The following is a 19,667-nucleotide window of genomic DNA, read 5'->3' on the forward strand; positions in this document are numbered from 1 at the left end:
GATGGAACATCGGCGGCGCGTATTCCGCCTCCCGCGCCTCACAAGGGTGCAACGCAAGGTCCGCTATGAACAATCATTTCCGCAATTTCGCGCTGTGGGTGGTGATCGCTCTGCTGCTGATCGCCCTCTTCCAGCTGTTCCAGAATCCGGGGCAGCGGGCGAATCCCTCGGAGATCCCCTATTCGCAGTTCATCTCCGAGGTGAACAACGGCAACGTTCGCGCCGTAACGATCCAGCAGCGCGAGATTACGGGTCAGTACAATTCCGGTGCCCGCTTCCAGTCCTACGCGCCGGAAAACGCGAACTACATCGATACGCTCGAGAAGCAGAACGTGCTGATCCGCGCCGAGCCGCCGAACGACGGCATCTCGCTGTGGGGCATCCTCGCCACCTGGTTCCCGATGCTCCTGATCCTCGGCATCTGGCTCTTCCTCATGCGTCAGATGCAGGGCGGCGGCGCCGGCAAGGCCATGGGTTTCGGCAAGTCCAAGGCCAAGATGCTGACCGAGGCGCACGGCCGGGTGATGTTCGAGGACGTCGCCGGCGTCGACGAGGCCAAGGAAGATCTTCAGGAAATCGTCGACTTCCTGAAGGACCCCTCGCGCTTCCAGAAGCTCGGCGGCAAGATCCCGCGCGGCGTGCTCCTCGTCGGCCCTCCGGGCACCGGCAAGACGCTGCTCGCCCGCGCCATCGCCGGCGAAGCCAACGTGCCGTTCTTCTCGATCTCGGGTTCGGACTTCGTGGAGATGTTCGTGGGTGTCGGCGCGTCCCGCGTGCGTGACATGTTCGAGCAGGCCAAGAAGAACGCCCCCTGCATCATCTTCATCGACGAAATCGATGCGGTGGGCCGTCACCGCGGCGCCGGTCTCGGCGGCGGCAACGACGAGCGCGAGCAGACGCTGAACCAGCTGCTGGTCGAGATGGACGGGTTCGAGGCGAACGAGGGCATCATCCTCATCGCCGCGACCAACCGTCCGGACGTGCTCGACCCGGCGCTCCTGCGTCCCGGCCGCTTCGACCGTCAGATCGTGGTGCCGAACCCCGACCTCGTCGGCCGCGAGAAGATCCTCAAGGTCCACGTGCGAAAAGTGCCGCTGGCGCCGGACGTGAACCTCAAGGTGCTCGCGCGCGGCACGCCGGGCTTTGCGGGCGCGGACCTTGCCAACCTCGTGAACGAGGCGGCGCTGCTCGCCGCGCGTCGCAACAAGCGGCTCGTGACGCACCAGGAGTTCGAGGACGCCAAGGACAAGGTGATGATGGGTGCCGAGCGGCGCACCCTCGTCATGACCGAGGACGAGAAGAAGCTGACCGCCTATCACGAGGCCGGCCACGCGCTGGTGGCGCTGCACATGCCCGCCTCTGACCCGATCCACAAGGCGACCATCATCCCCCGCGGCCGCGCGCTCGGCATGGTGATGCGCCTGCCGGAGCGGGATCAGATCTCGCTCACCCGCGCCAAGTGCAAGGCGGACCTCGCGGTCGCCATGGGCGGGCGCGTCGCCGAAGAGCTGATCTTCGGCCACGAGAAGGTCACCTCGGGCGCCTCGGCCGACATCAAGATGGCGACTAAGCTGTCGCGCGCCATGGCGACCCAGTTCGGCATGTCGGACGAGCTCGGCCCGCTCCTCTATGGAGAGAACGAGGAGGAGGTGTTCCTCGGCCATTCCGTGGCGCGCAACCAGCACGTCTCGGAGAAGACGCAGGAGCTCGTCGACCGCGAGGTGAAGCGCTTCGTGAACGACGGCTACGAGACGGCGATGGCGGTCATCAAGACCAACCTCGACGACCTGCACACCATCGCCAAGGGCCTCCTCGAATACGAGACGCTGACGGGCGACGAGATCCGCAACCTTCTGAAGGGCAAGCCGCCGACGCGGGAGAGCACGGACGACGAGCCGCCGGCGCGCGCCTCCACCGTGCCGCCGACCGGCGCCTCGCGGCCCCGCCCGCCCGCCGGCGAAGGCGGCTTCGAGCCTCAGCCCTCCTGAGCCGAGCCGCCCCGACCGACCCCTTTCGCGGCCGCCACGCCCACAGCGTGGCGGCCGCTTCGGTTTGCAGAGCCCGCCATCGGTGTCGGGCCTCGCACCAACTGTCCCGCACGGCGGCTTCGGCCGGCGGCTTCGGCACTGGGGTCCCGCCCACCCCGACGGGGGACGGGCGGCGCTGGACGCTCGCCCCGCGGTGCCGAGCATGTATTCTGGAGCGATGAGCGATATCGAGGGCATGAAGTTCGGCGCGCTCCCACCCGGGCACGTTCCGGACCTTCTGGCGCCGGGGCTACGGCTCGTCTTCTGCGGCACGGCGCTCGGGCGCGTCTCGGCGAAACGCCGCGCCTACTACGCCCACCCCGGCAACCTCTTCTGGCGCGCCCTCCACGACACCGGGCTGACCCCCACCCGCTTCCGCCCGGAGGACTGGCCCCACCTCGTCGAGCACGGCATCGGGCTGACCGATGTGGTGAAGTCCCACTTCGGCAACGATGCCGAGCTCCCCGTCGAGGCCTTCGACGGAGAGGCCTTGCGCGCCAAGATCCTGCGTTATCGCCCGCACGTCGTCGCCTTCACCTCCAAGAAGGCGGCCTCGGCCGTGCTGGAGCGCCCGACGGGGCGCATCCCGCTCGGCTTTCAGGCCGAGATAATCGGCGACACGCGCCTCTACGTGCTCACCTCCCCCTCCGGCCAGGCGCGCGGCTACTGGGACCTCGCCGTGTGGCAGCGCCTCGCCGACGCGGTGTCGCCCGCGGCGGGCGTCCTGCCGGGGCCGGCCGGCTGAGAAACGGGGTCGCGCCCGACCATTCGAGGCATCGCGCCGGTGAGGCGCTGTTGACTCAACCCATGCAGGATCGCTTAGTCCCAATGTGGGTGAGGGTGGAACGATGGCGCGCAACTATTTCGGCACCGACGGCATCCGCGGCCGTGCCAATGACGGCGTGATGACGCCGGAGATCGCGATGCGCGTGGGGATGGCCACCGGCCTCGCCCTCGCCAAGGCGGACAGCCGCCAGCGGATCGTCATCGGCAAGGATACGCGTCTGTCGGGCTATATGCTGGAGACCGCGCTGGTGGCGGGCTTCACCGCCGTCGGATCCGACGTCTTCCTGCTCGGCCCGATGCCCACCCCCGCGGTGGCAATGCTCACCCGCTCGCTCCGCGCCGACGTGGGGGTGATGATCTCGGCCTCCCACAACGCCTTCTACGACAACGGCATCAAGATCTTCGGGGCGGACGGCTACAAGCTCTCCGACGCGATGGAGCTGCGCATCGAGGAGCTGATCGACAGCGACCTCACGAGCCGCCTCGCGACCGACTCCCGCATCGGCCGCGCCACCCGCCTCGATGGCGTGCGCGACCGCTACGTGGAGTTCGCCAAGCGCACCTTCCCCCGCCAGCTCTCGCTGGACGGGCTGCGCGTGGTGGTGGACTGCGCCAACGGCGCCGCCTATCGCGTCGCGCCGGACGCGCTCTGGGAGCTCGGCGCCGAGGTGGTGACGATGGGCGTCAAGCCCGACGGCACCAACATCAACCGAGACTGCGGCTCCACCTCGCTCGACACCATCCGCGCCAAGGTGCTCGAGGTGCGCGCCGACATCGGCATCGCCCTCGACGGCGACGCCGACCGCGTCATCATCATCGACGAGAAGGGCAAGGTCGTCGACGGCGACCAGCTCCTCGCCGTGATCGCCGCCTCCTGGCTGCGCTCGGAGAGACTGAAGCAATCCACCGTCGTCGCCACCGTCATGTCCAATCTGGGGCTCGAGCGCTATCTGGAATCGATCGGCGTGGAGCTGCTGCGCACGCCGGTGGGCGATCGCCACGTCTCCGAGCGCATGCGTAAGGGCGGCTACAATATCGGCGGCGAGCAGTCCGGCCACATCATCCTGACCGACTACACGACCACGGGCGACGGCCTCCTGGCGGCGCTGGAGCTTCTGTCGGTGGTCGCCGAGTCGGGCAAGCGCGTGTCCGAGATCTGCCACCGTTTCGAGCCGGTGCCGCAGATCCTCAAGAATGTTCGCGTCAACGGTGGGGCGCCACTCGAGAGCGACAAGGTGGCGAGCGCCATCGACGCGGCCAAGGAGCGCCTCGGCGACGCGGGCCGCCTGCTCATCCGTCCCTCCGGCACCGAGCCCCTCATCCGCATCATGGCGGAGGGCGACGACGCGGGGCTGATCAACGCGCTGGTGGACGAGCTCGCGTCCGTCGTGGTCAGCGCGCACGACTGAGCGATGGACTCCGCAAGCCTCACCTTCGCGCCCGTCGACGCCGCCCGCTTCGCCGACATCGAGCGCCTCTTCGGCCCCAAGGGCGCCTCCGACGGCTGCTGGTGCCGCTACTGGAGCGATCCCGCCCGCGTCTGGCGGGAGGGGACGGCCGGCGAGCGGCACGACGCCTTCGCCGCCGAAGTCGCGAGCGAGGCCCCGGTGGGCCTCATCGCCTATGACGGAGAGACGCCCGTCGGCTGGTGCCGCATCACCCCGCGCGCCGCCGTGCCGCGCTTCAACACCACGCGTACCGGCCGCCCCGATGGCGACATCGACGACGTGTGGGCCCTTACCTGCTTCTACATCGCCCGGACCTGGCGCGGACAGGGATTGATGCGCCGCCTCGCCGAAGAGGCCGTCGCCTACGCCGCCGCGCACGGGGCGCGGGCGGTGGAGGCCGCGCCGATCGAACCCAAGCGGCCGTTGATGTGGGGCGAAGGCTATGTCGGCATCGCCTCCAGTCTCGCCGCGGCGGGATTCGAGGAGGTGGAGCGGCGCACGCCGATCCGCCCGTTCATGCGCTACCGGGTGTAGCCCGTCCGTCCACAGGGCGAACTTATGGTTAATGATCGCTTAACCGTTGCGGCGCACCTTCTGGGAAGCGGCCACCGGCCGGACCCACAGGAGGGTACCCATGGCGACGACGTTCATGGCGAAGAGGTGGGCGATCGTGTTGTCGGCGCTCGCCATCGGGGCGGGGGCCGCGGCGATCACGCTGCCGACCTCGGGCGCCACCCGCCCCGTGCCGAGCGCGGTCGCGGCGTGGAAGAATAATCGGCTCGTCGAGATCGCTTTCCGCGAGGTTGTTTCCGCGCCGACCCCGGGTATCGCAATCGCTCCGGAGGCGCCGCGGGAGCTTGCCGGAACCGCCGGCCAGACGGAGGCGGCGAGCGTCGCCGCGTGGGCCGACGCGTTCCGCCTGACGTCGGCCGCCGTCCCCATGCCGCCGCAAGCCGCGCGCGACCTCGCCGAACAATAGGCTTGCCATCCACCGCCGACAGGCGTAGTGCCGGCGGTGGGACACCCCTCCCCAACGAGGGGCGCCTATCTGAGAGGATAGTTACATGACGACTGTTGCGATGCCTGGCCGTCGGCCGGGCAATCCCTGTTTTTCGTCCGGACCGTGCGCCAAGCGCCCCGGGTGGACCCCCGAAGCGCTGGCGGACGCCGCGCTCGGCCGCTCCCACCGCTCCAAGATCGGCAAAGCCAAGCTGAAGGTCGTGATCGACAGCACGCGCGCGCTGCTCGGCGTGCCGTCCGACTATCGCATCGGCATCGTGCCGGCGTCGGACACCGGCGCCGTCGAGATGGCGCTGTGGTCGATGCTGGGCGCCCGCCCGACGACACTGCTCGCCTGGGAATCCTTCGGCGAGGGCTGGGTCACCGATGTGGTGAAGCAGCTGAAGCTCGACGCCACCGTGCTCAAGGCGGACTACGGCCGGCTTCCCGACCTCACCAAGATCGACTTCACCAACGACGTCGTCTTCACCTGGAACGGCACCACCTCCGGCGTGCGCGTGCCGAACGGCGACTTCATCCCCGCCGACCGCGAGGGGCTGACCATCTGCGACGCCACCTCCGCCGCCTTCGCCCAGAAGCTGCCCTTCGACAAGCTCGACGTGGTGACCTTCTCCTGGCAGAAGGCGCTCGGCGGCGAGGCGGCGCACGGCATCCTCATCCTGTCGCCACGCGCCGTGGAGCGGCTCGAGACCTACACCCCGGCCTGGCCGCTACCGAAGATCTTCCGCATGACGAAGGGCGGCAAGCTCAACGAGGGCATCTTCAAGGGCGAGACGATCAACACCCCCTCGATGCTCGCCGTCGAGGACTGCCTCGATGCGCTCGCCTGGGCGGAAAGCCTGCCGGAGACGCTCGCCGAGCGGTCCGACCGCAACCTCGCCGTCCTCGCCGACTGGGTGGCGAAGACGCCGTGGGTCGACTTCCTCGCCGAGGATCCGGCGACGCGCTCCAACACCTCGGTGTGTCTCAAGGTGGTGGACCCGCGCGTGACGGGGGCCTCGAAGGACGAGCAGGCCGCCTTCTCCAAGGCGCTCGCCACGCGCCTCGAGGCGGAGGACGCGGCCTACGACATCGCGGCCTATCGCGATGCCCCTCCGGGCTTGCGGATCTGGGCCGGCGGCACGGTGGAGTCCGCCGATCTCGCCGTGCTGACCGAATGGCTCGACTGGGCCTTCGCCGTCACGCCGAAGCCGCAAGCCGCCGCGGCCTAACCCGCCCGACGACAATCGACATTCCTCAAAGGCGCGCGGCCCTCGGCCGCGGCGCCGGAAGAAGCACGCACATGCCCACCGTTCTCATTTCCGACAAGCTCTCCCCGACCGCCGTCGACATCTTCAAGGAGCGCGGCGTCGACGTCATCTACGAGCCCGATCTCGGCAAGGACAAGGACGCCCTCCTGAAGGCCGTCGCCGAGGTGGACGGGCTCGCGATCCGCTCCGCCACCAAGGTGACGGAAAAGGTCCTCGAGGCCGCCAAGAACCTGAAAGTCATCGGCCGCGCCGGCATCGGCGTCGACAATGTCGACGTGCCCGCCGCCTCCCGCGCCGGCGTGATCGTGATGAACACGCCCTTCGGCAACTCCATCACCACCGCCGAGCACGCCATCGCGATGATGTTCGCGGTGTCGCGCCAAATCGCCGCCGCCGACGCCTCCACCCAGGCCGGCAAGTGGGAAAAGAACCGCTTCATGGGCCGTGAGCTGACGGGCAAGACCCTCGGCATCATCGGCTGCGGCAACATCGGCTCCATCGTCGCCTCGCGGGGCATCGGGCTGCGCATGCGCGTCATCGCCTTCGACCCGTTCCTCACCGCCGAGCGAGCCACCGAAATCGGCGTCGAGAAGGTGGAGCTCGACGCCCTCTTCCGCCGTGCCGACGTCATCACGCTGCACACCCCCCTCACCGAGCGCACCAGGAACATCGTGTCGGAAGACGCGATCGATACGATGAAGGACGGGGCGATCCTCATCAACTGCGCCCGCGGCGGGCTGGTCGACGAGGCGGCGCTGCGGGCCGCGCTCGACTCCGGCAAGCTCGGCGGTGCGGGCGTCGACGTGTTCTCCGAGGAGCCGGCCAAGGACAACGTGCTGTTCGGCGCGCCCAACCTCGTCTGCACCCCGCATCTCGGGGCGGCGACCACCGAGGCGCAGGAGAACGTCGCCCTGCAGGTCGCCGAGCAGATGTCGGACTATCTGATGCGCGGCGCCGTCTCCAACGCGCTCAACATGCCCTCGATCACCGCCGAGGAAGCGCCGATCCTCACTCCCTTCGTGACGCTCGCCGAGCGGCTCGGCTCGTTCGCGGGCCAGCTCACCGAGACCGGCATCAAGGGCGTGCGCATCGAGTACGAGGGCGACGTCGCCGAGCTGAACCTCAAGGCGTTGACCGCGGCGGCCGTCACCGGGCTGATGCGCCCGCTGCTGCAGGACGTCAACATGGTGTCGGCGCCGACCATCGCGCGCGACCGCGGCATCCACGTGGAGGAGGTGCGGCGCGAGCAGCAGGGCGCCTACGAGAACTATATCCGCCTCACGGTGAAGACCGAGCGGCAGGAGCGCTCCGTCGCCGGCACCGTGTTCTCCGACGGCAAGCCGCGGATCATCCAGGTGAAGGGCATCAACCTCGACGCCGACTTCGCCCCGAACATGATCTACGTGACGAACCAGGACAAGCCGGGCTTCATCGGCAATATCGGCACGGCGCTGGGCGAGGCGGGGGTGAACATTGCCAACTTCACCCTCGGCCGCGCCGAGCGCGGGGGCGAGGCGATCTGCCTGATCGAGGTCGACGGCCTGCCCGACCCGAGCGTGCTCGCCAAGGTCGAGGCGCTTCCCCTCGTCAACCAGGCGAAGGCGCTGAGCTTCGGCTGAGCCGCACAGCCCGCCGGTCCCGCTTCGGGCCACGCTGCAGACGCCGAGGGCGCCGGACCATGGTCCGGCGCCCTTCTTCGTTCGTCTCAGAGATCGGCGAGCTTGTCCGCCTCCATGCGCCGCTCCTCGCGCAAGGTGCGCAGCTCGGCAAGGCCCTTGTTGATCTCCTCGGTGCGATCGAGAATGCGGCGGCGCACCTCCCGGCCTTCCGAGGTGCCGGCGTCGATCGCTTCGAGGTTCTTGCGGTCGAAGTCGACGGCGTTGCGCATCTCGGTCTGATCGGTCTCGATGGTCTTGATCCGGCGATCGATCTCGTCGATGCGATGGCGAATCTCGACGAGGCGACCGAGGACGTCGCGGGTCTCCTGGTCGACGGCGCCGCCGACGGACAGCACCTCCTCGATGAGCTCGTCGCTCACGCCCAGAAGCCGGTAGCCGTCGGCCAAGACGTCGTTGAGCGTCACGTTGAGTGTGATCGTGCCTGCGGGAAGATCGGCGCGCAGGCGCGCACGGCCGGTATCGACCCGCTCCACGCGGACCGTGACCCCCTCCGCCTCGGCGGTGACGGTGCGGTTCGCCGGGGCCGGGATGTCGGCGACGAGGGTCAGCGGCTCGCGCACTTCGAGGCGCACAGTGCGTTGCGTCACCACCTCGCGCGAGACGTGGAGCAACCCGTTGGCGCGGTGCGCGCGCGAGATGCGGCGGGTGGTGTCGTTCGTGATGGTGCCGTCGAGATCGGCGTTGTGGGCGAAGGGCAGGATGGTGATCTTGCCCCCGTCGGCGCCGGCGAAGCGGGCGTCGCCCACGAAGTTCGCGCCGTCGTACACCGCGACGAGGCCGCCGGGGACGGTCGCCTCGGCATCGAAGGCGATCTCCAGCGCATCCATCGGCGCGAGCGTGCTAATGAGGCTCGGCACGTAGGCGATGCGGCCCGCCTCCGCCGCCTCGCCGAGGAAGGGGACGTTGAGGGTGCGCCCCGCGGCGAGGTCGATGTGGCCGGCGACCGGGAAGAGGGTGACGGCCGACGTCGCCTCGGCCTCGTCGCCGGTGACGAGACGGGCGATCTCCGGGGACGGCGCGGACACGCTCTCGCGCTGGTCGTTCGACAGAAGCGCCGCCACGCTGCGACCCCGGATCTTACCCAGAGCGACGCGCCGCTGCGGCGCCATGGCCCCCGGCGAAGGGGCGACGATCTCCGCCTCCGCCGTCCGCCCCACCTCGAAGGGCGCGGTCGGCCGCTCGGTTCGGAGGGGGCTGTAGACGTCCTGGAAATAGGCGACCGGGGTGCCGACGGCGAGGTTCAGCTCGATATTCTCCCAGTCGAGGCCGGTGGTGTTCTCGAGCGTCGCCCAGCCTTGGAGCGTCACGCCGTCGTCGCCGATCACGGCGCGGTAGGACGGCCGCCAGACCGTCGTCGGCACCACGAAAGAGAAGCCCGCGACGGTCTCGCCTTCGAGCCGAATGGTGAGGTCGCGCCGGCCGTCGTCAACGGTCTCGCCGAGCGCCGGCACCACGCCCGCCATCCGCTCCTCCACCGCGGTACCCTCGATCGACAGGGTGTCGAGCGAGGCGAAGGTGGCGAAGGCGACGCGCCCGTCGGCGGTGGCGAGGGCGACGCGCACGCCGGGCTTCTCCGGCGTGTTGTCGGCACCGGGGATCGTCACCGGATTGAACGCGAGGAGGCGACCCGACACCGTGGTGATACCGCCGGAGAGCTGCACGGTCTCGCCGATGAGCGAGGTGAGGAGGGTCGCGGGATCGGCGAGGTCGCCGGCGAGGAGGCGGCCGGTCACGGAGCGCTCGCCGACGGGCTCGGCCGCTTCGAGGTCCACCGACACCACCGCCGCGTTGCCGCTGACGAGGAGGGTTCGCAGGACGTCGGCGATCTGCGGCCGCTCGATGGCGAGGCGCATCTCGTCGCCCGCGCCGCGCATCCGCCCTTCCACCTGGGCGAGCCCTCCGGTGGCGAGCGTCACGCGGGTGACGGCGATGTTGCCCCGGTCCGGCGTCGGCTGGGCGAGCGCCGTGGTCGACAAGAGGGCGGCGAGGAGAACGCCGGAAGCGGTGGGAACGCGCATTGTCTCTGTTGCTCCGATCACGGGCGGCTCTGTCGACCGCTCTTGCGTCAGGCACGCAGGGATCGGCGTGCCGCTCGGCTCGGACTATGGAGCGGTGAGACCAACTTGCGATGAACGATCGCACGAGAGGCCGCGACACCCGCGCGCACGCGGGCCGGCCCCGCCGGGGTCAGCTCCCCGGCCGCCCCGTCTTGCGCTTGCGGCGACCGCGGCGCTTCTGGTCGGCCGGGTCTTCGTGGCTACCGATGCCGACGCGGTGGCGCACGATGAGCTCGTCGGCGTCTTCCTTGCGGCGGGGCTTCTCGGTGCGTCTCACCGTCATCTCGTCGAGGGTGTTCTTGCGGGCGCGGGTGGGCGGCAGCTCGCCGTCGTCGCGGCGGACCTTGCCGCGGTCGGTGCCGGGGCCCATGTCGTCGAGCGACGGCTTCTTGGCGCGCGTCTTGAGGTTGGCTGACGGGCCGTAGGCGCGCTCGCCCGCGTAGCGCCCGGCGCTCGCCTCCACGTCGCGCTGGCGGCCCATCGGGTCGTCCGAAATCGCGAGCTCGGTCCGCTGCAGGCGCTGGATCTCGTCGCGCAGCCGGGCGGCCTCCTCGAACTCGAGGTTGGCGGCGGCGTCGCGCATCCGCTTTTCGAGGTCCTCGAGGGTCACCTTCATGTTGTGACCGAAGACCGCCGCCTCTTCCTCGGCGTAGCCCTTGTCGACGCGCACGTGGTCGCGCTCGTACATCGATTCCAGGATGTCGCCGATGGAGCGCTTCACCGATTCCGGCGTGATGCCGTGCTCCTCGTTGAAGGCGAGCTGCTTCTCGCGCCGCCGGTTGGTCTCCTTGATGGCGCGGTCCATCGAGCCCGTCACCGTGTCGGCATAGAGGATCACGCGGCCGTCGACGTTGCGGGCGGCGCGGCCGATCGTCTGCACCAGCGAGGTCTCGGAGCGCAGGAAGCCTTCCTTGTCGGCGTCGAGGATCGCGACGAGGCCGCACTCGGGAATGTCGAGCCCCTCGCGCAGGAGGTTGATGCCGACGAGCACGTCGAACGCGCCGAGGCGGAGGTCGCGGATGATCTCGATGCGCTCGATGGTGTCGATGTCGGAGTGCATGTAGCGCACGCGCACGCCGTTGTCGTGGAGGTACTCGGTGAGGTCCTCCGCCATCCGCTTGGTCAGCACGGTGACGAGGGTGCGGTAGCCCTGGTCGGCAACGGTGCGGATCTCGCCGAGCACGTCGTCGACCTGGTGCTTGGCGGGGCGGATGTCGACCGGCGGGTCGATCAGCCCGGTCGGGCGGATCACCTGCTCGACGAAGACGCCGCCGGACTCCTCCATCTCCCAGTTGCCGGGCGTCGCGGAGACGCAGATCGTCTGCGGGCGCATGATGTCCCACTCCTCGAAACGGAGCGGGCGGTTGTCCATGCACGAGGGCAGGCGGAAGCCATACTCGGCGAGGGTCGCCTTGCGGCGGAAGTCGCCGCGGTACATCGCCCCCACCTGCGGCGCCGTCACGTGGCTCTCGTCGAGGAAGACGAGGGCGTTGTCGGGCAGATATTCGAACAGCGTCGGCGGCGGCTCGCCCGGCTTGCGGCCCGTCAGATAGCGCGAATAGTTCTCGATGCCGGCGCAGGAGCCCGTCGCCTCCAGCATTTCGAGGTCGAAGCGGGTGCGCTGCTCGAGCCGCTGCGCCTCCAGCAGACGACCGGCATTGTTCAGCTCCGTCAGGCGGTGCCGCAGCTCCTCCTTGATGGACTTCATCGCCTGCTGCAGCGTCGGCCGCGGCGTCACGTAGTGCGAGTTGGCGTAGACCTTCACGAGCTCCATCTCCTCCGACTTCTTGCCGGTCAGGGGATCGAACTCGGTGATCGTCTCCACCTCGTCGCCGAACAGCGAGACGCGCCAAGCGCGGTCCTCGTAGTGGGCGGGGAAGATCTCGATGGTGTCGCCGCGCACGCGGAAGGTGCCGCGCACGAAGTTGGCCTCGGCGCGCTTGTACTGCAGCGCGACGAGGTCGGCGAGGAGCTGGCGCTGGTCGAGCCGCTCGCCCACCTGGATGGAAAAGGTCATCGCCGTGTAGGTCTCGACCGAGCCGATACCGTAGATGCACGAGACGGAGGCGACGATGATCACGTCGTCCCGCTCCAGCAGCGCGCGGGTGGCCGAGTGGCGCATCCGGTCGATCTGCTCGTTGATCGACGATTCCTTCTCGATATAGGTGTCCGTCCGCGGTACGTAGGCCTCAGGCTGGTAGTAATCGTAGTAGGACACGAAATATTCGACGGCGTTACTCGGAAAAAACGACTTGAACTCGCCGTAGAGCTGCGCCGCCAGCGTCTTGTTGGGGGCGAGGATGAGCGCCGGGCGCTGCATCGTCTCGATGACCTTGGCCATCGTGTAGGTCTTGCCCGAGCCGGTGACGCCGAGGAGCACCTGGGTGCGGTCGCCGCCGGTAAGGCCGTCCACCAGCTCGGCGATCGCCTGAGGCTGATCGCCGCGCGGCTCGTAGCTCGACACGATCTCAAGCGGCACGCCGCCTTCCGACTTCTCCGGGCGCGGCGGGCGGTGGGGCTGCCACTCGCCGGCGCGAAACTCCGGACGGCCGTCCTGGATCAGCCGCTCGAGCGCCGACACGGTGGCGGTGACGCCCGACTCGGGCAGCTTCTCCGCCTCCTCCAGCGCGATGTCGAGGCCGGGGATGGGGTTGAGGCCGGAGGCCGCACGCTCGCGGGCGCTCGCCTTGCCGCCCATCGAGGTGCCGCGCGCGGTGCGGCCGGACGCGGTGCCGCCCTTGGCGCGCGTCTTCGGCTCCTTCGCCGACGCCTCCTTCTTGGCGGCTGCGTCCTTCTTGCTGACGGCGTCCTTCTTGGCGCGCGGCTTCGCGGCGCCCTTCGCCTTCGTGGCGACGGGCTTCGGCGCGCCGGCCTCAGCTCCCTCGGCCTCCCCCGCCTCGACCTCGGCCGCCCAGCGCGCGATGGAGCCGTCCTTGAAGGGCGCCTCGCCTGCCTCGCCGAGCCCGTCCGGATCGTCGTCGTGTGCCATACCCCGAATATGGCGCACGGCAATGGCGATTGAAAGGCGAGGTCCTGCCTAGAATTGCTGCGCCGCGAACATCACCAGCGTGAACAGGATCGGCTGGTGGACGAGGTAGATCAGCAGGCTGTTGCGCCCCATCAGGGCGAGCCATCCGGTGCCCGCCGGCGCCGGGCCTCCGGCGAGGTCCATGGTGCGCGCCGTCGCGATGCCGGCGAGGGTGAGCGCGAACCAGGGGAAGATCGGCTCGTAGTCGAAGGTGATGGGGGCCACCGGAGCGAGGCCGAAGGGCACCAGCCAGGCCGCCTCGAAGATCGCCGAGCGGAACACGAAGGGCAGCACGAACACCACGACCGCGGCGAGGCCGGTGAGCCAGGCGGGGGCGAAGAGAAAGGGCAGCGCCAACACGCTGAAGGTGGCGATGGCGTGGAGGATGCCGAAGGTGATCGGCACCGGCATCGCGAAATAGGTGCCGACGGTGACGACCGCCGCCGCCGCGACGATGATCGCGAAGCGCCGCCAGAACGACCCCCAGCGGATGCGGGCCGGGTGGGCCGCCACGAGGCTGACGCCGACGAGGAACAGGAAGGTGCCCGCGATCGCGGCGGCGAAGCCGCGCCAGGCCGGCGCCGACGTGACCGGCCAGTCGACGATGCCGAAGAACATCAGGTCGAACGAGCCGTGGTAGACGATCATCGCGACGAGTGCGACGCCGCGGGCGACGTCGAGCCAGCCGAGACGCTGGCGGCGGGCCGCGTTCCGGCGGGAGGCGGGGGGCGGGCTCAGAAGCGCCAGGCCTCCGCCTTCGCCAGGATGAAGTCGCGGAAGGCCTGCACGCGGGCGGAGTTCCGCAGCTCCTCGGCATAGACGAAGTAGAGTTCGTAGGATGGGGCTTCCGCGCCGAGATCGAGGCGCACCAGCGTCTCGTCGTCCTCGACCACGAAGTCGGGCAGGACGCCGATGCCGCAGCCGGTGGCGACGGCGTAGCGCAACGCGATGATGTTGGAGATCCGCGCCGCCGCGTGACGCGGATCGTCGGGCGCGCGGCCCGCCGTCTCCAGCCAGTTGAGGTCGCGCAAATAGGCCGGCGGGTTGGGGCCGAACGCCACGATGCGGTGCTGCGACAGGTCCTCCAGCGACTTCGGCGCACCGTATTTGTCCACGTAGCTGCGCGCGGCATAGACGTGGAAGTGGACCGTGAACAGGCGGCGCTGCACGAGGTCGGGCTGGACCGGCTGGCGCCAGCGGATCGCGATGTCGGCCTCGCGCATGCCGATGTCGAGCTCGTGATCGTCGAAGATCAGCGAGAGCTGGACGTCGGGATAGAGCTCCACGAAGTCGGAAATGCGCGAGCAGAGCCAGGACGAGCCGAGGCCGATGGTGGTGGTGACCCGCAGGATGCCGCGCGGACGGTCGCGCGAGTCGAGGAGAGCCCCCTCGACCGTCTGCAACTCGCGCGCGATCTGGCTGGTGGTGCGGAACAGGCGCTCGCCCTGCTCGGTGAGCAGCAAGCCCCGGGCGTGGCGGTGGAAGAGGGCCACGCCGATCTGCATCTCCAGCGCATGAACCTGACGGCTCACCGCCGATTGGCTGATGCCGAGGTCTTCGCCGGCGTGAGTGAAGCTGCCCTTCTGCGCGGCGGCGTGAAAGACCCTCAGCTTGTCCCAGTCCATGGATGGCCTCCGTCAGTCCGCGGATGGGAGAATGTGAGCGCGAGACGTCATGCGGCGACCTTTTCCTTCGAGGGTACAGGATTCGCGGCGAGGAATCGCTCCACCTCGAGCGCGGCCATGCAGCCCATGCCGGCGGCGGTGACGGCCTGGCGGAACGTCTCGTCGGCCACGTCGCCGGCGGCGTACACGCCGGGAATGTTGGTGGCGGTGGAGTCGGGCTCCGTCCACACATAGCCCGAGGGGCGCAGCTTGAGCTGGTCCTTGACGAGCTCGGTCGCCGGCGCGTGACCGATGGCGATGAAGACCCCGTCGACCTTCACCCGGCGTTCCTCGCCCGTCACCGTGTCGCGCAGGACGGCGCCGGTGACGCCGGCCGGCGTGCCCTCGCCTTCGACCTCGGCGAGCTCGGCGTTCCAGATCACCTCCACCTTGTCGTGGGCGAACAGGCGGTCCTGCAGGATCTTCTCGGCACGCAACGAGTCGCGGCGGTGAACGAGGGTGACCTTGGAGGCATGGTTCGTCAGGTAGAGGGCCTCTTCCACGGCGGTGTTGCCGCCGCCGATCACGAGCACCTCCTTGCCGCGATAGAAGAAGCCGTCGCAGGTGGCGCAGGCCGACACGCCGAAGCCCTTATATTGCTCCTCCGAGGGCAGCCCGAGCCACTTCGCCTGGGCGCCGGTCGCGAGGATCACGGCATCGGCGACGTAGGTCGTGCCGCCATCGCCCTCGAGGCGGAAGGGGCGCGCGGAAAGATCGGCGCTCGTCAGGTGGTCGTAGACGATCTTGGTGCCGACGTGCTCGGCCTGGGCGCGCATCTGCTCCATCAGCCAGGGGCCCTGCACCACGTCGGCGAAGCCCGGGTAGTTCTCCACGTCCGTGGTGATCGTCATCTGGCCGCCCGGCTGGATGCCGGCGACGAGCACGGGCTCCAGCATCGCCCGCGCGGCGTAGATGCCGGCGGTGTATCCGGCCGGGCCGGAACCAATGATGAGGAGCTTCGTTCTGACGGTATCGCCCATAGTCGTGATCCTTCTCCTCTGGAACTGTCGCAGGGCTCTCTCACCCCACAGATGCGCTGCAGCGCATCATCGGACAAGACCCATGCGTTTTTGAAGGGCCTCGGCGATCACTTGTGCCGCGTCGAGCGGTGGATAAGTCCAGTGGGAGAGACCGCCGTCGAACCAGCGCATGGTGCCGTGGGCGAGGAGACTGCCATAGAAGCGCTCGAACTTGGCCTTGCCACCGGGAAGGCGCCAGCCGTAGAGCGGCACGCCGGCGGCGGCCACGTCCGACATCATGGCCACCGAGTCGGCGGTCGCGACGATCGCGTCCGAGCGCGCCAGGATGCCGGCGTAGAGGGTGGAGGCGTCGGCGTCGGGCGTGGCTCCGTCGACGAAGAGGTCCGCCGCGTCACCGAGCCGCGCGGCAAGGAGCGCGGTCAAATCGGCTCCGGTGCGGCGGCTGGTCGTGATAAGCAGGCTCGCGTCGTGCGCCTTGGCGAAGCCGGCGAGGCGGGCCGCCAGCTCGACGGCCTCCGTCGGGCCGAACCGATGGGCCTGGTTGGCGCCGCCGATCAGCACCCCGACCACCGGCTTGGCGAGGCCGGGCAGGCGCCGGTTGATCTCGGCGAGGCCGGCGGCGCGCTCCTCGGCGGTGACCGCGGACGGAGCGGTGGCGGTCTCGAGCCGGCCGCGGCGGGCGAACGGCGCTGCATATCGGTCATGCGCCGGCGCCCAGACGAGATCGAAGCAGCTGGCGCGCCACGCAACCGGTTGAAGCAAAGCAACGAATGGGCGAGGTTTCCTACCACGTGCAATAGTTCTTGCCGGCGCGATGCTCTGGCGACCGGCGCCGATCACCAACGCAATGTCTTCGTCGATGGCCGGAACAGTGGACTGCGGGCCGACTTCCATGACATCGATGGTAAAGGGCAAACGGCGGGCGACGGCGAGGGCCTGTCGGAGATGCCCTTTCTTACCGTGCGACGCAAGAATCAAACACCGCTTCATGAATTCTGTTCGCACTTCGGCCTCGGATCCAAGCATGGAATGCTTGACCTCGTCGCGAAAGGACACAAATCGTCTGAAGCGGTCAGCGACAAAGATAGCTGCCTATTATGAAAGTGTACGTACCGCGCCATGAAAGTTCGTCTGGATTCTGTGGACTGGAAGATCCTCGCCGCATTGCAGGCCAATGGGCGGATCACCAATGTGGAGTTGGCGCGGCGCGCAGGCATCTCGGCCCCGCCGTGTCTGAGGCGCGTGCGCGCGTTGGAACAGGGCGGCATCATCAAAGGATACCGCACGCTCATCGATGAGAAAGAGCTCGGATACGACCTGACTGCCTTCGCCTTCGTGGGGCTGAAGAACCAGACGGAGGCCGAACTCGTCCGCTTCGAAGAACAGCTGCGCACGTGGTCCATCGTCCGCGAGGCGTGGATGGTCTCGGGCGAGGTGGATTTTATTCTCTTCTGCATCACCGACACGCTGCGCTCGTTTCAGAACTTTATCATCGAGACGCTGACGGCGACCGAGAATGTGGAGAGCGTGCGGACGTCGCTGACGATCCGCCAGTCCAAGGCGGAACCGCGCATCCCGATGGACCTGCCGGAGGCGGCAGGCGACGCACCGAGCTTCGTGCCGGCCTGAGCCTCAGCGCCCGCGGGCGAGGCGGCTGATCCGGCCCACGAGATCGAAGCCCGGCAGGATCATCAGCATCGCGAGCGCCACGAGCACCAGCGCCGTCACCTCGGTCAGGCCGACCGGCTCGCCGAGCATCAGCGCCGAGAAGAACACGCCGAGCGGCGGCACCATCAGCGTGCCCATCGAGGCGATCGACGGCGGCAGCAGGCGCACCATCGCGAAATAGACCGCCTGGCAGAAGATCATCGGGATGAGCGCCGCGAAGGCGAGGCAGAGAAGACTGACCGCGCTCGCGCTCAGCAGCGTCTCCGGCCGCCCCGCGAGGGTGGCGGTGAGGATGATCCCCGGCGCCCCGATGCACAGGAGCCAGCCGTTGATGACGAGCGGCGTCACCGACCAGCTCGAGCCCTTGGCGACGATGGTCGCCGTCGCCCAGCTCATCGCGGCACAGATCATCAGGAAGGCACCGAAGCTCTGCGTCGCCACCGCGTCGATCGAAGGAAGCACGAGGAGCGCCATCGCCAGCATGCCGAGGACGAGCCCGAGGATGCGCCGCGGCGTGACCCTTTCGCCGAGGAAGATCACCGAGCCGAGCGTCGCCCACACCGGCATGCTGAAGGCGAGCACGGTGGCCCGGCCCGCCTCGATCTCCGACAGGCCGAGGATCGAGCAGGCGTTCCACAGATAGCCCTGGAACAGGCCGAGCCACAGGAGCGGGATCCACTCGCCGCGGGGCACCCTGATGCGGTGACCGAGAAGGTAGGCGACGAGCAGCGAGCCGACGCCGCCGCCCAAGGCCGTGCCGCTGCGGAAGGCCCAGGGCTCGATGGTGGTCAGCCCGATCTTCATGATCGGCCAATTCACGGCCCAGAAAATCGACAAGAGGGCGACGGCCGTCACTTGCGCGGCCCGATTGTGCTGGATCATATCGACCGATGCGTATCCTGATCGTCGAGCCCCAGTTCGCGGACCCTGACATGGAGCGGGCCATTCTAGGCCCCGAGGCGGAGATCGTGCTCTATAGCGCGATCCGGGACGGGCCCGTGCCGCGCGCCGAGCTGGCGGCATGCGACGGGCTCATTCACTACCGAAGCCGGAACGCGATCACGCGCGCCGACGTCGAGGCGATGGAGCGGTGCCGGATCGTCGCGCAGGCGGGCGTGGGCTTCAACCACATCGACCTCGTCGCCTGCGCCGAGCGCGGCATTCCCGTGTGCAACACCCCCGACTACGGCACCACGGAGGTCGCCGACCACACCGTGGCGCTGGCGCTTTCGCTGGTGCGCGGGGTCGCCGCCTACAACGATCGGCTGCGTCGCCGGGCGATCGGCTGGGACGCGATGGCCGTGCCCAACATCCGCCGCCTGCGCGGAGCGACCTTCGGGGTGGTGGGGCTCGGCCGCATCGGCCTCGCGGCCGCGCTGCGGATGAAGGGCTTCGAGTGCGAGATCGCCTTTCACGACCCCTATCTCGCCCCCGGCGCGGAGCGTGCCTTGGGCTTCCGGCGGACCGAGACGCTCGCCGAGCTGATGGCGACGAGCGACATCCTCAGCGTCAACACCCCACTCAACGCCGAGACGGCGGGACTGATCGGCCCGGCGAGCCTCGCGGCGGCAAAGCCCGGGCTGATCCTCGTCAACACCGCCCGCGGCGGCACGATCGACCTCGACGCGCTCGAGGCGGCGCTGCGGTCGGGCCAAGTCGCGGCGGCGGGGCTCGACGTGCTGCCGCGCGAGCCGCTCGACTACGCCCACCCCCTCCTCGCCGCCTGGGAGCGCGGCGAGACGTGGCTCGACGGCCGCCTGATCGTGACGCCCCATGCGGCCTTCTACAGCCCCGATTCCATCACCGACATGCGCCGCATCGTGACCGAGACGGCGGCCAACTATCTGACGCGCGGCGTGTTGCGCGCCTGCGTGAACGCGGCACTCCTCGCCGAGCCGCGCCCGGCGTCGCTGAGCGCGGCCTAGGCCGTCCCGCGTCCCATCGACCGCCGGCTGCGCCATCTCGCCGGCGGCGTGCGTGCGTTTCCCGCTCGCGCGCTGCCGTGTGAGCGGGACGTGCTTCAGCGGCGAGGCTCCCCGCCCCCGCGATGCCTCGCGTCG

At 69.2% G+C, this 19,667-nt stretch carries 16 protein-coding genes; 9 read left to right on the forward strand and 7 right to left on the reverse strand.

Annotated elements, in window-relative coordinates:
- Positions 1 to 65 precede the first annotated feature (65 nt).
- The 7 genes from ftsH (at position 66) to serA (ending at position 8,150) form a co-directional block, all read left to right on the forward strand.
- Positions 66 to 1,988: an ATP-dependent zinc metalloprotease FtsH gene (gene ftsH / locus JCR33_RS14580; protein WP_198882822.1), complete on the forward strand. Its 1,923-nt coding sequence runs from the start codon at positions 66 to 68 to the stop codon at positions 1,986 to 1,988.
- A gap of 217 nt (positions 1,989 to 2,205) precedes the next feature.
- On the forward strand, positions 2,206 to 2,772 hold the full coding sequence (locus JCR33_RS14585; RefSeq protein ID WP_198882823.1) for a mismatch-specific DNA-glycosylase: 567 nt from the start codon (positions 2,206 to 2,208) through the stop codon (positions 2,770 to 2,772).
- 103 nt (positions 2,773 to 2,875) lie between these two features.
- Entirely contained in the window at positions 2,876 to 4,222 is a 1,347-nt protein-coding gene (gene glmM / locus JCR33_RS14590) for a phosphoglucosamine mutase (RefSeq protein WP_198882824.1), read from the forward strand.
- A gap of 3 nt (positions 4,223 to 4,225) precedes the next feature.
- Positions 4,226 to 4,795, forward strand: a complete 570-nt coding sequence (locus JCR33_RS14595; protein WP_198882825.1) for a GNAT family N-acetyltransferase — start codon at positions 4,226 to 4,228, stop codon at positions 4,793 to 4,795.
- Between the two features lie 100 nt (positions 4,796 to 4,895).
- Positions 4,896 to 5,240, forward strand: a complete 345-nt coding sequence (locus JCR33_RS14600; protein ID WP_198882826.1) for a hypothetical protein — start codon at positions 4,896 to 4,898, stop codon at positions 5,238 to 5,240.
- Between the two features lie 85 nt (positions 5,241 to 5,325).
- Positions 5,326 to 6,492, forward strand: coding sequence for a phosphoserine transaminase (locus tag JCR33_RS14605; protein ID WP_198882827.1), 1,167 nt, complete (start codon positions 5,326 to 5,328; stop codon positions 6,490 to 6,492).
- Positions 6,493 to 6,563: 71 nt separating this feature from the next.
- Positions 6,564 to 8,150: a phosphoglycerate dehydrogenase gene (serA, locus tag JCR33_RS14610; protein WP_198882828.1), complete on the forward strand. Its 1,587-nt coding sequence runs from the start codon at positions 6,564 to 6,566 to the stop codon at positions 8,148 to 8,150.
- An 86-nt stretch (positions 8,151 to 8,236) separates the two neighbouring features.
- Here the strand turns inward: serA and JCR33_RS14615 are convergent, their stop codons facing one another.
- From JCR33_RS14615 to JCR33_RS14640, 6 genes are all read right to left on the reverse strand, one after another.
- Positions 8,237 to 10,228 carry a hypothetical protein gene (locus JCR33_RS14615; RefSeq protein WP_198882829.1) on the reverse strand — a complete coding sequence of 664 codons (1,992 nt, stop codon included), beginning with the start codon at positions 10,226 to 10,228 and terminating at the stop codon, positions 8,237 to 8,239.
- A 169-nt stretch (positions 10,229 to 10,397) separates the two neighbouring features.
- On the reverse strand, positions 10,398 to 13,256 hold the full coding sequence (gene uvrB / locus JCR33_RS14620) for an excinuclease ABC subunit UvrB (RefSeq protein ID WP_198882830.1): 2,859 nt from the start codon (positions 13,254 to 13,256) through the stop codon (positions 10,398 to 10,400).
- 48 nt (positions 13,257 to 13,304) lie between these two features.
- Positions 13,305 to 14,135, reverse strand: coding sequence for a heparan-alpha-glucosaminide N-acetyltransferase (locus tag JCR33_RS14625; RefSeq protein WP_332461199.1), 831 nt, complete (start codon positions 14,133 to 14,135; stop codon positions 13,305 to 13,307).
- Positions 14,030 to 14,920 carry a LysR family transcriptional regulator gene (locus JCR33_RS14630; RefSeq protein ID WP_198882831.1) on the reverse strand — a complete coding sequence of 297 codons (891 nt, stop codon included), beginning with the start codon at positions 14,918 to 14,920 and terminating at the stop codon, positions 14,030 to 14,032. Before JCR33_RS14630 ends, JCR33_RS14625 begins: the two co-directional genes overlap by 106 nt.
- 47 nt (positions 14,921 to 14,967) lie before the next feature.
- On the reverse strand, positions 14,968 to 15,939 hold the full coding sequence (trxB, locus tag JCR33_RS14635) for a thioredoxin-disulfide reductase (RefSeq protein ID WP_198882832.1): 972 nt from the start codon (positions 15,937 to 15,939) through the stop codon (positions 14,968 to 14,970).
- A 66-nt stretch (positions 15,940 to 16,005) separates the two neighbouring features.
- Positions 16,006 to 16,995: a mitochondrial fission ELM1 family protein gene (locus JCR33_RS14640; RefSeq protein ID WP_198882833.1), complete on the reverse strand. Its 990-nt coding sequence runs from the start codon at positions 16,993 to 16,995 to the stop codon at positions 16,006 to 16,008.
- Positions 16,996 to 17,058: 63 nt separating this feature from the next.
- On the opposite strand from JCR33_RS14640, the gene JCR33_RS14645 reads away from it, so the two are divergent.
- On the forward strand, positions 17,059 to 17,568 hold the full coding sequence (locus tag JCR33_RS14645; protein WP_198882834.1) for an Lrp/AsnC family transcriptional regulator: 510 nt from the start codon (positions 17,059 to 17,061) through the stop codon (positions 17,566 to 17,568).
- A 3-nt stretch (positions 17,569 to 17,571) separates the two neighbouring features.
- Here JCR33_RS14645 and JCR33_RS14650 read toward each other — a convergent pair whose 3' ends face one another.
- Positions 17,572 to 18,489, reverse strand: a complete 918-nt coding sequence (locus JCR33_RS14650) for a DMT family transporter (RefSeq protein ID WP_198882835.1) — start codon at positions 18,487 to 18,489, stop codon at positions 17,572 to 17,574.
- A gap of 8 nt (positions 18,490 to 18,497) precedes the next feature.
- Here JCR33_RS14650 and JCR33_RS14655 point away from each other — a divergent pair, with 8 nt between their 5' ends.
- Positions 18,498 to 19,532, forward strand: coding sequence for a C-terminal binding protein (locus JCR33_RS14655; RefSeq protein ID WP_198882836.1), 1,035 nt, complete (start codon positions 18,498 to 18,500; stop codon positions 19,530 to 19,532).
- Positions 19,533 to 19,667 lie beyond the last annotated feature (135 nt).

The sequence above is a fragment of the Acuticoccus mangrovi genome, assembly GCF_016411865.1.
GTDB classification, from domain to species: Bacteria; Pseudomonadota; Alphaproteobacteria; order Rhizobiales; family Amorphaceae; genus Acuticoccus; species Acuticoccus mangrovi.